General features: G+C 54.3%; 13 protein-coding genes. 8 read left to right on the top strand and 5 right to left on the bottom strand.

Features of this window, described 5'->3' with window-relative positions:
- Positions 1-11: 11 nt before the first annotated feature.
- From HQL52_06875 to HQL52_06865, 3 genes are read left to right on the top strand one after another with little or no spacing between them, the layout of a single operon-like run.
- A complete protein-coding gene (locus HQL52_06875; GenBank protein MBF0369164.1) occupies positions 12-440 on the top strand; it encodes a type II toxin-antitoxin system RatA family toxin in 429 nt (142 codons plus the stop codon).
- A 23-nt stretch (positions 441-463) separates the two neighbouring features.
- Positions 464-898: a type II toxin-antitoxin system RatA family toxin gene (locus HQL52_06870; GenBank protein MBF0369163.1), complete on the top strand. Its 435-nt coding sequence runs from the start codon at positions 464-466 to the stop codon at positions 896-898.
- A 16-nt stretch (positions 899-914) separates the two neighbouring features.
- Positions 915-1,931, top strand: a complete 1,017-nt coding sequence (locus tag HQL52_06865) for a DsbA family protein (protein ID MBF0369162.1) — start codon at positions 915-917, stop codon at positions 1,929-1,931.
- Between the two features lie 129 nt (positions 1,932-2,060).
- On the opposite strand, the gene HQL52_06860 is transcribed toward HQL52_06865, so the two are convergent.
- Complete coding sequence (locus HQL52_06860) at positions 2,061-2,597, bottom strand: tRNA (cytidine(34)-2'-O)-methyltransferase (GenBank protein ID MBF0369161.1); 537 nt, start codon at positions 2,595-2,597, stop codon at positions 2,061-2,063.
- 172 nt (positions 2,598-2,769) lie between these two features.
- On the opposite strand from HQL52_06860, the gene petA reads away from it, so the two are divergent.
- From petA to HQL52_06845, 3 genes are all read left to right on the top strand, one after another.
- Entirely contained in the window at positions 2,770-3,297 is a 528-nt protein-coding gene (gene petA / locus HQL52_06855; GenBank protein MBF0369160.1) for a ubiquinol-cytochrome c reductase iron-sulfur subunit, read from the top strand.
- Positions 3,298-3,358: 61 nt separating this feature from the next.
- Entirely contained in the window at positions 3,359-4,561 is a 1,203-nt protein-coding gene (locus tag HQL52_06850) for a cytochrome b N-terminal domain-containing protein (protein ID MBF0369159.1), read from the top strand.
- Between the two features lie 15 nt (positions 4,562-4,576).
- On the top strand, positions 4,577-5,404 hold the full coding sequence (locus HQL52_06845) for a hypothetical protein (GenBank protein ID MBF0369158.1): 828 nt from the start codon (positions 4,577-4,579) through the stop codon (positions 5,402-5,404).
- 1,038 nt (positions 5,405-6,442) lie between these two features.
- Here HQL52_06845 and HQL52_06840 read toward each other — a convergent pair.
- The gene (locus HQL52_06840) at positions 6,443-7,360 is read right to left on the bottom strand and encodes a LysR family transcriptional regulator (GenBank protein ID MBF0369157.1); all 918 of its coding nucleotides are present in this window, start codon (positions 7,358-7,360) and stop codon (positions 6,443-6,445) included.
- Positions 7,361-7,608: 248 nt separating this feature from the next.
- Between HQL52_06840 and HQL52_06835 the strand changes: the two genes are divergently transcribed.
- Together HQL52_06835 and HQL52_06830 are read left to right on the top strand one after the other, a co-directional pair.
- Positions 7,609-8,571: an HAD-IIA family hydrolase gene (locus HQL52_06835; GenBank protein MBF0369156.1), complete on the top strand. Its 963-nt coding sequence runs from the start codon at positions 7,609-7,611 to the stop codon at positions 8,569-8,571.
- Positions 8,572-8,729: 158 nt separating this feature from the next.
- Complete coding sequence (locus HQL52_06830) at positions 8,730-10,346, top strand: fumarate hydratase (GenBank protein MBF0369155.1); 1,617 nt, start codon at positions 8,730-8,732, stop codon at positions 10,344-10,346.
- A 95-nt stretch (positions 10,347-10,441) separates the two neighbouring features.
- Here the strand turns inward: HQL52_06830 and HQL52_06825 are convergent, their stop codons facing one another.
- The 3 genes from HQL52_06825 to neuC form a co-directional block, all read right to left on the bottom strand.
- The gene (locus tag HQL52_06825) at positions 10,442-11,110 is read right to left on the bottom strand and encodes a PIG-L family deacetylase (protein MBF0369154.1); all 669 of its coding nucleotides are present in this window, start codon (positions 11,108-11,110) and stop codon (positions 10,442-10,444) included.
- Positions 11,095-12,024, bottom strand: coding sequence for a formyl transferase (locus HQL52_06820; protein ID MBF0369153.1), 930 nt, complete (start codon positions 12,022-12,024; stop codon positions 11,095-11,097). Before HQL52_06820 ends, HQL52_06825 begins: the two co-directional genes overlap by 16 nt.
- Positions 12,024-13,172, bottom strand: a 1,149-nt coding sequence (gene neuC, locus HQL52_06815) for a UDP-N-acetylglucosamine 2-epimerase (hydrolyzing) (protein MBF0369152.1), incomplete at its 5' end; no start/stop codon positions are given. The genes neuC and HQL52_06820, both read right to left, overlap by 1 nt.

Genomic DNA, 13,172 nt, shown 5'->3' with positions numbered 1-13,172 from the left:
GGTACCCCAATATGGCTCAGCTTCGTATCAGCGAAAAAGTCCCTTTCACCGCCGCCCAGATGTATGACCTGGTGGCAGACGTGGAAAAATATCCCCAGTTCCTTCCCTGGTGCGTGGGATCCCGGGTTTTCGACCGAAAAGAGGACGGGTTTACCGCTGAAATGACCGTGGCCTTCAAGGGGATGCGGGAAACCTTTCAGACCGTGGACAAAATCGTCCCCGGAAGCCGGATCGATATCTCCCTGCGCTCCGGCCCGTTCAAATATTTGACCAGCACCTGGGCCTTCAAGCCGGACAGCAAAGGCTCACGGGTGGAATTTTTCATTCGCTTCAAGTTTCAAAGTCGCCTGAAGGAGATGGTCCTGGGGCCGGTCTTTACGGTCATATCCAAACAGATGCTGGATGCCTTCCGTAAACGGGCTCACGTCATCTACAAATAATATCTTCATCCTTGTCGAGATTCATGCCCAAAATATCCGCCTCCGCTACCGTCCCCCATTCCCCCCAGCAGATGTATGACCTGGTGGTGGATATGGATAGTTATCCAAAATTTTTACCTTGGTGCGTTCACGCCACCAAGAGCGAGGAGACCGAAACACAGTTTTTGTCGGAAATGACCGTCTCCTTCAAAGGCATCCGGCAAACCTTTCACACCATTGACTATCTGGAACCCGGACGAAAAGTTGAAATCAAACACCGTTCCGGCCCGTTCAAACGACTGGAGAGTGTCTGGACCTTCAGCCCGGTGAGCGGTGGTGGAGCCCGGGTCGATTTTACCATCGATTTTCTGTTTTCAAACACCCTGATGAACGTCACCTTGGGCCCTCTGTTTGCCCAAGCCTCCAAACAGATGGTGGCGGCGTTTCGCAATCGGGCACAAGCTATCTATCAATTGTAGTTTTAAGGAGACTCGGGTGATCAAACGAACGGCAATCCTCTTTTTAGGTCTGTTTTTACTGGCTGCCCCCGGGCAGGCGGAAGAGAAGGCAGCCGTCGCCTCCATCGGCAGCTGGAAGGTAACCCTGCCTGAAGTGGACAAATCCCTGGCGGGCAAACTGCAAAAGATTCAAGAGCAGCTCTACACCCTGCGCCTGGAACAAATTCAAGTCATGGTTGAAGATCGCCTCCTCACCCTGGAAGCGGATGCCGAAGGGTTGAGCGTTGACCAGCTTCTTGAAGAAAAGGTCACCAAAAAAACCCCCCAGGTCAGTGAAGCCGACGTCTCCGCCTTCATCAAGAAAAACAGCAAGCGCCTGCCCAACAAGGGCAAAGGCATGGAAAAGCGGGTACAGGAATATCTGCAAGAACAGCAGTCGGAGGCTGCCTTGGCCAATTATCTCATGGGGCTGGCCCGAAAGTATGATGCCAAGATCGACTTGACCGCCCCCGAGCCCCACCGCTTCCATGTCCGAGGCCCTGAAGATCTGGCCAAAGGCAACCCCGATGCGCCTATCACCATTATCGAATTTTCCGATTTTGAGTGCCCCTACTGCCAGCGGGTTCAGCCAGCTCTGGAGGAGCTTTCGAAACAATATGGCGACAAGATACGTCTGATTTTTCGCCACTATCCCCTGCCCTTCCACAAAAAAGCCCCCAAAGCGAGCGAAGCCTCACAATGTGCCGCTGACCAAGGGGCTTTCTGGCCCTACCATGACCTCCTCTTTGAAAATCAGAAGGCCATGGAGCTGGAAAATCTGAAAGAACATGCCAAAGAGCTGAAGCTCGACATTGAGGCTTTCAACAACTGCCTGGATCAAGGCATCTATTCCGCCCGTGTGGCCAAGGACATGGAGGAAGGTCAACGTCTGGGCGTCACCGGCACCCCGGCCTTCTTCATCAACGGTCTCATGGTGGAAGGATCCCAACCCAAGGAAATTTTCCAAAAAATGATCGATGGGGAGCTGGCCCGACTGGAAAAAGAGGCCAAATAGCCCCTCCTGATCATATTTTTCAGATCCACTTCGGTGGGGTTTCCCTGGTGCTTTGGTGGGGAACCCCATCGGGCTCCTAACAAAGCAACCCTGGAGCCACAAATCTGAAACCAACTTGGGAACGAAGGCTTACTGGAGGCTGGGAAAACCGTTTTGCCGCAGCGCCTCGTAGAGAATGACCGCCACACTGTTGGCGATATTGAGACTGCGGGTACCAGGGAGCATGGGCAGGCGAATCAGACGATTTTCTTTCTGACAGGTTTCCCGGAGCGCCTCCGGCAGCCCCGCTCCTTCGGAGCCGAACAAAAATCGATCCCCCGGCTGGAAGTCGCAGTCGGTAAAGAGACGCTCTCCATGGGTGCTGACACCATAGAGAGAGCCACCTGGATGATGGCTCTCATGGCTCAGATAAGCAGGCCAGTCAGCGTGGCGGGTTACCTCGGCCAAAGCCCGGTAATCCATCCCGGCGCGACGCACTCCAGCGGCATCCAGGCGAAACCCCAGGGGGCCCACCAGGTGCAGGCTGCTACCGGTGGCGGCGGTGAGACGCAAAATATTGCCGGTGTTGGGGGGAATCTCCGGTTGATAGAGAATCACCTGAAATTTTTCGGGGTTTTTTTTAGTGACTCCGGTCGTCGGCGGGTTGGCTGGGGATTCTTTCGTCATTTCTTTTCCGATTCGGTTACGAGAATGGGTTGACGGAATCGTTACAAAAGTGGATATTCTAACATCATCAAATCCTAATAAACTGGCAGATCATTTGTTATACATTTTCCCTTGAAGATCATTCGAAAACGATAAGGTCGTTCACCCCCCCCCTGCGAGGTCAGAAAAGCACATGGTTACCCAACCGGAAGAAAATCGTCGAGATTTCCTGTTGCTCGCCACCAGCGCCGTCAGCGCTGCTGGTGTCGCGGGCGCGGCTTGGCCATTCATCCGCTCCTGGAGCCCCTCTGCGGATGTCTTGGCACAGGCTACCACCGAAGTGGATGTCAGCGCCTTGGAGGAAGGACAGATGATCACCGTTCCCTGGCAGGGTAAACCGGTTTTCATCCTCCACCGCACCCCGGAGCAGATTGAACAGGCTAAAGCTGATGATGGCGCGAGCCTACCCGACCCTGAAAAGGATGCCGATCGGGTTAAAAAATCTCAATATCTGGTCCTGATCGCCCTCTGCCCCCATCTTGGGTGCGTTCCTCAAACCATCGGCACCGGCGACTTTGGTGGTTTTCTCTGCCCCTGTCACGGTTCCCACTACGATACCTCCGGGCGCATCCGCCAGGGGCCAGCTCCCCGCAACATGGACGTGCCCCACCACGAATTCAAGGATGACACCACCCTCGTAATCGGGAAGGCCATGGTCTGATCCATGATTCCGGTTCGGTTGAAGATGTCCACAAGAAGGAGATTGACCTGTGTTTAAAGCGATGATGGATTGGGTGGACGCCCGTCTCCCCGTCACTGAAATGATCAAAAGTCAGGCGACGGAGTACCCGACCCCGAAAAACCTCAACTATTGGTGGAATTTCGGGTCTCTGGCGCTCTTTGTTCTGATCATCATGCTGGCCACCGGCCTCTTCCTGGCCATGCACTACAAACCCGATGCTGCCATGGCCTTCGATTCCGTTGAGCACATCATGCGGGATGTGAACTACGGCTGGCTGCTACGTTATGCCCACGCCAACGGGGCCAGCTTTTTCTTCATTGTCATTTACATCCATATCCTTCGGGGGATGTATTATGGCTCCTACCGCGCTCCCCGGGAAATTCTCTGGTGGATCGGCATCATCATCTTTTTCATGCTCATGGGTACGGCCTTCATGGGCTATGTGCTGCCTTGGGGTCAGATGTCCTATTGGGGGGCTGCGGTGATCACCAACCTGATGAGTGCGATTCCATGGGTGGGTGAGGATCTGGTGATTTGGGTCTGGGGCGGATTTGCTGTGGGAGACCCCACTCTGAACCGCTTCTTCGTACTCCACTTCCTGTTACCGTTTTTGATCTTCGGCATGGTGATTTTGCATCTCTGGGCGTTGCATGCGGTCCACTCCAACAACCCGGTGGGCATCGACATCGATGAGGAGAAGGATTCCGTTCCCTTCCACCCCTATTTCACCATCAAGGATCTTTTCGGTCTGGGGGTGTTTCTGATCATCTACCTCTGGTTTGTTTTTTACGCCCCCAACGCCTTTTTGGAGCCGGACAACTATATCCCGGCCAACCCCATGCAGACCCCGGCCCACATTGTGCCTGAATGGTATTTCCTGCCTTTCTACGCCATTCTGCGCTCTATCGACTTTTTGGGCCCCTTCAGCAAGCTGGCGGGTGTGATTGCCATGGCGGGTGCCATTGCCATCCTCTTCATCCTGCCCTGGCTGGATCGCTCTCCGGTGCGTTCCTTCCGTTACCGTCCCTTGAGCAAGCAGCTTTTCTGGATCTTTCTGGCTAACTGTTTTGTACTGGGATGGGTGGGATATAACCCAGCTGATGCGGCTCGATTTGACGGGGCCCTGCCTCTGATCGTGGTGGGTCGGACAGCCACAGCCATCTACTTCGGCTACTTTGTGGCCCTTTGGTTCATCACATTCTTCAACATCGAAAAACCCCGGCCCGTGCCGAAAAGCATCTGATGGGAGGTTGATACAATGAAATTTTTGAGAATCATCGGCATGGCTGCCTTAATGGTGGCGCTTCTTCCCCAGATGGCTCAAGCCTCAGTGGGGGCTGTTCCACCTCCCCAGCAAAACTGGGAGTTCCATGGACTTTTTGGTCGCTTTGACGACGCCTCTTTGAAGAGGGGTGCCCAGGTGGCGGTGGAAGTTTGCATGGGGTGTCACTCCATCAAATACATCAAGTTTGACTATCTGCGGCAGTTTGGCTACTCCGAAACCGAGGTCAAACAGCTGGCTGAAACCCAGGGCATGACCAAGACCGACTATATGGTTTCGGCCATGGATGACGAGTCGGCCAAGGACTCTTTTGGTGTGATTCCTCCGGATCTTTCCCTCATGACCAAAGCTCGCAAGGGCTATGAGGACTATACCTACGGTATTCTCACCGGCTATCTGAACGACGAAGAGAGCGCCTTGATTGAAGAGGCGATGGAGGATGAAACCCTCTCTGACAGTGAGATCAAAAAAATCGCGGTTGCCTTGCATCTGGATGCCAGCCATCCGGAGGAGGTACAGCATGTGATTGATCGCATCAACAACGGTGAAAATTTCAACAAATATTTCCCCGGTCACTTTTTCGCCATGCCTCAGCCCATGACTGACGGGGCTATCGAATATCTGGATGGTCGTGAGAGTTCGTTGAAGCAGATGTCCCGGGATGTGACGGCCTTTTTGGCTTGGGCTTCCGAGCCTGCTCAGGTTGAGCGCAAGGCATTGGCTCCCAAGGTGTTGCTTTATCTCTTGGTGTTGACTGTGATGCTTTATGCTTTGAAGCGGCGTATCTGGGCCAGGGTCCACTAAGTTTCAGGGCTATATTCCGAACCAAAAAACCCCCGGCTATGATCAGCGGGGGTTTTTTTTATTTTGTTTCTTTTGATTTTACTGATAGGGGTGAAGGGAGATTATCTCCCTTCCGGGTGTGGGCAGAGCCCACGGTTTGTCTTTTGATCTTATCTTTTGACTTTGCCTTACCAACTCCAGCGGGTTTGGGGCGCAGCCCCAAGGTCTTGATCTTATCTTTTGACTTTGCCTTATACCAATTCCGGTTCAACAGGTGAGTCGAACAAAAAAAACGTTTAGCCACAGAGGACACGGAGAACACAGAGAAAACCAAAATCGAGCCAAAACGCGTGCCCGGTAGTGTTCGAAATATTCAGCTTTTTTTCATGCTTTTCCTCTGTGGTTTCTGTGTTCTCTGTGGCAGATTTTTCGGTTTTGAATGAAGATCAAACAATGGCCTTAAGCTCATCGTTTGAACCAGAATTCGTATTACCAACTCCAGCGGGTATGGGACAGCAGCCCCAAGGTCTTGATTTTATCTTTTCTATTTTCCAGCGGGTTTTGGGCGCAGCTCCAATAAATTGATTTTTCTTATAGTTTTTCCAAAAGACGATCCAAACATGCCATTCCCAAGAGGAATGACCATATTATCTGAAACGTCGTTTGATGATGAACGACAGTGGAAGCCCGCTTGCCTGGCAGGTGTCTGTAAAGTCAGCTGAAATGAGATTTGAATCTGATGTGAGGAAAGGGTGGGCACAGCAGCGGTGCCCACCTTTTAACCTAAATCCGGCAGCTGGGCGTGTGTGGCTGGTGCAGAATATTGGTTCGCATAGTGAATTGGGAGAAATCGCTGTCACCTGATTGGTCACAAGACTTTCTCCCGATTTGCTTGGTGGATCAAGAGGCTGGGGCATGTACGTACGCCCAATTGCCGGATTTAGGTTTAAGCATTTCAAGGAAATTTGCGTCAGCCAGCAGGGCACCAGCTGGTCACAGGCACACTTCAGCAGCCAGCCCCAGGTTGGGCATGGCTTGCAAAGTGGCTCCAGGGAAGAATCAATAGTCCTCTTCTTGGGCCCGGCACTGGGATTTGGCGTAGATGAGAAATTCTTCCACCGCTTTGGAGCGGAATTTTTGTTTTTGATAGACGAAATTGATCCGCCGTTTCATGGGGACACCCTTGATCCGCTTGGCTATCAGGACCTTCATGTCCAGTTCTTTGCGCAAGGAGACGTTGGAGACGATGGAATATCCCATACCGCCTTCTACAGCGCCCTTGACCGACTCTGTTGTGCCCATCTCCAAAATGGTATCCAGATCATCATAGGCAACCCCACCCTTGCCCAGAAGCTCGGCAATCACCGCTCGGGTACCGGAGCCCTCTTCCCGGGAGACGAAGGGATAGTCCTTGAGGCTTTCAGGGGGTATTTCATCATGCTTGCTCAAGGGATGGCCCACGGGCAAAATGACCATGAGTTCATCCTCCAGGCACGGGGCCACCGTGATATTTTTGTTTTTCACCGGCCCTTCCACCATACCGGCATCGATGGTGGCATCTTCCAGCTTACGCACCACCAGGCGGGTATTGTGCACGGTCAGACGTACCTGGACGTTGGGGAACAAGTCGTGATACCCACTGAGAATCCGGGGCATCAGATATTCACCGATGGTGGTGGAGGCTCCGAGCTTGATCAACCCCCGGGTGACACCGGTCATCTCGTTGATGGCCTTTTCAGTCTCCCGGTAAAGCTCTAAAATCCGTTCAGCATAGCCATAGACGGTATCGCCTGCCTCGGTCAGGGAGATTCGATTGTGGTGTCGATCAAAAAGGCGGGTGTTAAAATGCTCTTCCAGCTGCCGGATCTGGAAAGTAACTGCGGGCTGGGTGAGATAGAGCTCTTCAGCGGCCCGGGTAAAGGAAAGATTTTTGGCAACAGCATAAAAAACCCTCAAACGTGTATCTGAAAAACTCATTGTCCCCTCCGGACTGAGCAGTGTTGATGGACAGGGAAAAATTTTTTTTTACCCACCTCAATAAAGTTTAGGATAATAAAAAATTTATTGATGGTGGCACAAGCAAAAAAGTGCCATTTATTACTTTCTCTCCCTGAAGCCCCTTGCAGGTTGCCTTCAGGAAGGGTACTGAAAAATTTTTAGAATCTTCTAAAGCAACTCGTCCCCAACCCCTGATTTTTCCTATCCCCATGGAGCTTTGGCATCTCATGTCCAACAAACCCCGGATCCAGGATCAGAACGAACTGACCCCCTACTATGCCCGCTACCGTGAGTCGATGTGTGCCCTTGATCCAACTCTCTCCCAAAGTTTGAAGGCGAGGCAGATGACCCGGGTGGATCGCTTTTTGGATCTCAGCCAACAGTTTGACCTGATTCTTTTTGATGCCTTCGGGGTGCTCAACCGTGGTCCGGGAGCCATTCCAGGGGCCTCAGAGAGCCTTGCCCAACTCCAAAAAAACGGCAAACCCTTTCTTGTGGTCTCCAACAACGCTTCTCAAGCCCCTCTCCGTCTGGAAAAAAAATATAGTGGACTGGGATTTTCTCTACCTGCTGAAATGATCATTACCTCCGGAATGGCCGTCAAGCCCTATGTGGCCACCTCCCCCTATCGGGATAAACCCTATTTTTTGGTGGGCTCTCCTGACAGCCGGGATGCCTATGGCCCGGACGCGACCCATTTGATGGTCAACCATCCCGACTCATCCCGAAGCCTCACCGAGGCGGAATATATTCTCTTCTGCTCCAACCGGGACTATTACGGCAAAGATCAGGAACAGCAGCTGGAGTCGCTGCTGGCCGAAAAAAAATGCCCCATTCTTCTGGCCAATCCCGATCTCGTGGCCCCCAACAGTGCCGACGGGATCGAAGTGGTGGCGGGGTATACCGCCGCCTGCCTGGTGGATCGCTTTGATCTCCCACTGATTGGCCTGGGCAAGCCCTTCTCACCCATTTACCAGCTGGCCTTGGAACACACCCCCGGCTTTTCCCCGAAACGGACGCTCATGGTGGGAGACACCCTGGATACCGATATTTTGGGGGGAGCGGCCATGGGCTTTGCCACGTGCCTGACTCTCTCCGGCGTCTATGCAGGGCAAGAGGATCAACTGGAAGCGCTCTGTGGGATCCGGGGCATCCGTCCCGACTATGTCGTCGCCTCCATCGCTCCCTGACATACACCCCCTTTTCAGGCTGTTTTCCTGGCCTGTCTTTTCAGGGAATTTACAGCTTATTTCAGGGGAATTTGCATCCGGCGGCGCGGTTCTTTAGGATTCGGGGCTTCGGCTTTTTTTCAGCCTTAACACCTGCACCTGAAGGAACATAACCCGCCATGCCCGAATTTCGTTATGCCGACATTCTGGATCCGGGTCCGGACCAGACCGAATATCGCTGCCTCACCCGGGATCACGTCTCCACGGTAGAGTTTGAAGGCCGGGAGATGCTCAAAGTGGATCCGGCCGGGTTGACGCTCTTGGCTGAAACCGCCATGCGGGATGTCTCCCACCTGCTCAGGCCCAGCCATCTGCAACAGCTGAAGGATATCCTCGACGACCCCAAAAGCTCCTCCAACGATAAGTATGTCGCCTTTGAGCTGCTTAAAAATGCCAACATCGCCGCTGGCATGGTGCTCCCCAGCTGCCAGGATACCGGCACCGCTACAGTGATCGCCAAAAAGGGGGAGCAGGTGTGGACCGGTGGCGGGGATCGTGAGGCCATCGCCCGGGGAGTTTTCAAAACCTATAGCGAGTCCAACCTGCGCTTTTCCCAGGTGGCCCCCCTCACCATGTATACCGAAAAAAATACCGGCACCAACCTCCCGGCCCAGATCGATATCGATTCGGTGGATGGGGACAGCTACAAGTTTCTGTTCATGGCCAAGGGGGGAGGATCTGCCAACAAAACCTTCCTGATGCAACAAACCAAGGCGCTGTTGACCCCTGACAAGCTGAAAAGCTTCCTCAAGGAAAAGCTCCTGAGCCTCGGCACTGCCGCCTGCCCCCCCTACCACCTGGCCGTGGTGATCGGGGGCACCTCGCCGGATATGAACCTCAAAACCGTCAAGCTCGCCTCCGCCCGCTATCTGGATACCCTGCCTGACCAAGGCAACGATCTGGGACAAGGGTTTCGGGATAAGGTGCTGGAAGAAGAAATTCTGGAGATGACGCGGGAACTTGGGCTGGGTGCGCAGTTTGGCGGACGTTACTTTGCCCACGATGTGCGGGTCATCCGCCTTCCCCGCCATGGGGCATCGTGTCCGGTAGGCATCGGCGTCTCCTGCTCAGCCGACCGTAACGTCACCGCCAAAATCAACAAGGAGGGTATCTGGCTGGAAGCCCTGGAGCGGGATCCGGCCAAATATCTGCCGGAAGTGGAGCCCGCCGGAGATGGGGGGGACGTGGTCCATCTCGACCTCAACCGGCCCATGTCGGAAATTCGGGCGGAACTCACCAAATATCCCATCAAAACCCGGGTGATGCTCTCAGGCCCCATCGTCGTGGCACGGGATATCGCCCACGCCCAAATCCAAGAGCGCCTGGACCGGGGCGAAGGCATGCCGGACTATTTTCAGAATCACATGGTCTATTATGCGGGGCCTGCAAAAAAACCGGATGGGATGCCGTCAGGTTCGTTCGGTCCCACCACTGCCGGGCGGATGGATAGCTATGTGGACAGCTTCCAGAAGGCGGGAGGCTCCTTTGTGATGCTGGCCAAGGGGAATCGCTCCAAGCAGGTGACCGAAGCGTGTAAGGATAATGGTGGGTTTTATCTCGGTTCCATCGGGGGGGCGGCAGCGCGTCTGGCTCAGGACTGTATCAAGGAGGTGAAGGTGATCGATATGCCGGAGCTGGGGATGGAAGCGGTGCACCAGATCGAGGTGGAAAATTTTCCGGCGTTTATCATTGTGGATGATAAGGGGAATGACTTTTTTGCGGGGTTGGGGCTGTAACTTTTTGGTTTTAAGTCAAATTCAAAATCCTGGGGCTCTGCCCCAGGCCCCGCCAGGGGGATAATCCCCCTGGACCCGTATCCACTTTTTTTTTCTTAGACAAACTCTCTTAGCATCATGAATGCTTCTGCTGCGAGGCAGCCGGACTCGGAGCCGCGCAGTTTGGCCAATGACCTCACCACCTCTTCGCTTCTGGGGAATGGAAACTCACCGATCTCTCCCTGAAAGCGATTGAGGATGGCAATTTTTTTCTCCAGAAAAGCATCGATATCCACCCATACGTGGGGTTGGAAAGCCGCCCCATTTCCTGGAAGCCCATAACCCGTTTCCGATGGCGTCTCATACGAAAGCATCCGACGAATGGAAGGATGACGAAACCATTTGGCACACGCCGCACTCGCTTCGAAAGTCACCCGATGGTCGGAGTGAACGTCGTTGTGATAGGGGAGATAGAGAGTGTTGGGCTCAATGGTCTGAAAAAAACTGGAGAGCGCACCGACGATATCAGACATCGGCAAATGATCCAGACGAATCGCCGGAAAACGCAGCTCGTGAACCCCGGCAAAGCCGTAGTCGTTGGCCACCATCCGGATCTCCTCCTGACGCCGCTTGATCCGCTCCGGAGAGAGCTTCAACTCCTGGCCAGGGGTGGTCATGATCAGCCAGTGTACTTCATCCCCTTCATGCAAATGACGCAGCAACGTCCCGCCACACCCCAAGGTTTCATCATCCGCATGGGGGGCTATCGCTAAAATGATCGGCATGTCAAATCTTCTCCTCTATCCGGAATCTCCGGAAATGTGTGCTCCAAAATGCGGATCGCACCCACTCCGCACTTGACCGTCACGGTCTCACCCTCCCTGGCCAGCACCTTTCCAGGCTCGATATTGACTGGGGCTTCCGCCACCACCGCTACCTGCCACACCTGGATCGTCTGCCCCCGCCACTGGCAAGTGGCTCCCGGATAGGGACGGGTCAGAGCCCGCACCAGGTTGTAGATCCCCTGAGCGGGCATGCGCCAATCGATCTCACCATCCGCCGGAGAGCGCTTACGCCAATGGTTGGCCTGGCTGTGATCCTGAGGCTGGGGGGTCAAGTTACCGGAAATCAGTTGGTGAGTGAAGGTGGTGATCTGATTTGGCAGCAAGGCCATCAACTTGGCGTAGAGGGTTCCGGCATCCTCGTCATGGTCAATGGTGACCCTTTCCTGACTGATGATATCGCCGCTATCCGCCCCTTCATCCATCAAAAAAAAGCTGGAGGCGGTTTCATCAAGACCCAACGCCAACGCCCAGATGATGGGATGGCGTCCCCGGTTTTGAGGCAAGGCTGCCGGATGATACCCCACCACTCCCTTGGGTGGAATCGCCAAGATCTCCCCTGGAAGCAACCACGACCAACCGATGCAGTAGACAATATCGGGGTGCAGGTCACGGATCCATCCGGCCATTTCATTCCGTGGCTCTTCATCCGCCATAAAGAGCGAAATTCCCGAACCCTCCCCAGCCAGATCTGCCAAAGAGTCAAAATCAGCATTAAAATCAGAGCCACCCCGGGTGATCACACCCACCACTTCGACCTCGGGGATGGCCAACAGCGTAGTCAATGCGACCCGACTACTCTGAACACAGCCGATAAAAACCACCCGTAGCGTGCCATCTGGCCTCCCTGCTCCCATCAGCCCCCCTCCCCGTCACCCCATTCCTTTGGAGCATAAAAAGATTTTTCCGTGAGGCTTTTCAGAGGTGTCGCCTGGATGATCTCCACAATCCGCCGGGCCGCCTCCCCCACTCCATAGGGAGAGGTGACAGATGCAAGCGTCCTACGAAAATCGGCGGAGAGGGTTTTTTTTATCGCCCGGGTGATATCGGCTCTGCTCTCCTGACAATCGATCACCGAAGCTGCTTTCAGCCGCCCCTTCTGCCGATCCCCCAGGTTAATCGTCGGAATTTTAAAAAAAGGCACTTCGATCAAACCGCTGGAGGAGTTCCCCACCACGGCATCCATCAATGGCAGGGCGCTGAAATAGAGTTTGGTACCCAAGCTGGTGAAAGCCCCACACCGTTCGGGCTGACGCGCCACATGGTCATCGATCATGCGGTTGATAATCCGCCCCTGGGTATCGGCATTGGCTTTGGTAAAGATGATCCTGGCCTGGGGAAAACCGTCCAGAGCCTGCAACAGTTCCGAAAACGGCTCCCCCGGATAGCGACTCTCCAGGGTGACGGGGTGGTAGGTGACGAGAAGATTGACCTCTCCCAACCTAAACCCTGTCGCCTCCTGCCACTCCTCCCGAGAGAGACGCGGGGTTTTGGTCAAATGATCAAGCCCTGGTGCCCCCACATTAAACACCCGCTCTGGATTCTCCCCCATCTGAATCACCCGCCTGCGATAGGGTTCGGCGGCGGTAAAGTGCAGATGGGACATTTTACTGACCGAATGGCGCACCGCCTCATCGATCAACCCCTCGGTGATCTCCCCCCCATGGATGTGGGCGATGGGAATGCCTGCGTGGACGGCTGCCTGGCAGATTGAAAGCAGCTCAAACCGATCCCCCAGCACCACGATCAGGTCTGGTTTAAGCCGCGCAAAGGTCTCAGCAAAGCCAATCAACCCCACCCCCATGGATTTCGCCACCCCCACCGGCGTATCGCTCCCCAAAAGCATCTCCACTCGGGCGGCTATTTCAAAGCCGTCGGCTTCGATCCGCTGCCAGGTCAGACCAAATTCATTCACCAGATGGGCCGCCGTCACCACCACCTGAAGTGCCAGATCGGGGGCTTGGGCGATCTCCTTCATCACCCAATAGAGGTGGCCATATTCGGC

The organism is Magnetococcales bacterium (assembly GCA_015232395.1).
Taxonomy (GTDB): domain Bacteria; phylum Pseudomonadota; class Magnetococcia; order Magnetococcales; family JADFZT01; genus JADFZT01.
Note: the sequence above shows the minus strand (reverse complement) of the source record. Positions and strands in the feature narration are given on the sequence as shown.